This window comes from Pseudoalteromonas sp. S1727, assembly GCF_005886375.1.
Lineage (GTDB): Bacteria > Pseudomonadota > Gammaproteobacteria > Enterobacterales > Alteromonadaceae > Pseudoalteromonas > Pseudoalteromonas haloplanktis.
Genome location: NZ_PNDT01000219.1, coordinates 1 through 223, shown reverse-complemented (window position 1 = coordinate 223; position 223 = coordinate 1). Strand labels below are relative to the sequence as shown.

Here is a 223-nt window from a genome sequence, read left to right as displayed (position 1 = left end):
AAGGTACGTGAATAAATTCCATTGCCGAAATTATAAATATTCTCGTTACCTTCACCATAATAACTTTGATATACATCATCTAAGATATTGGTTGCATCAAATGTCACTACGAAGTCATCTGTCACATCATAGCTAAATTGAAAATCTAAACTTTGCTCTGGGCGACTCCAAAACTGTAATGGGTTAGCAAAAATTGCAGCTTCGTTCCCTGTATAGAATTCAG

1 protein-coding gene is annotated in these 223 nt (G+C 35.0%); it reads right to left on the bottom strand.

Features of this window, described 5'->3' with window-relative positions; all coding sequences use genetic code 11:
• A partial coding sequence (locus tag CWB85_RS21735; protein ID WP_138556008.1) for a hypothetical protein occupies positions 1 to 223 on the bottom strand: 223 nt, incomplete at both ends.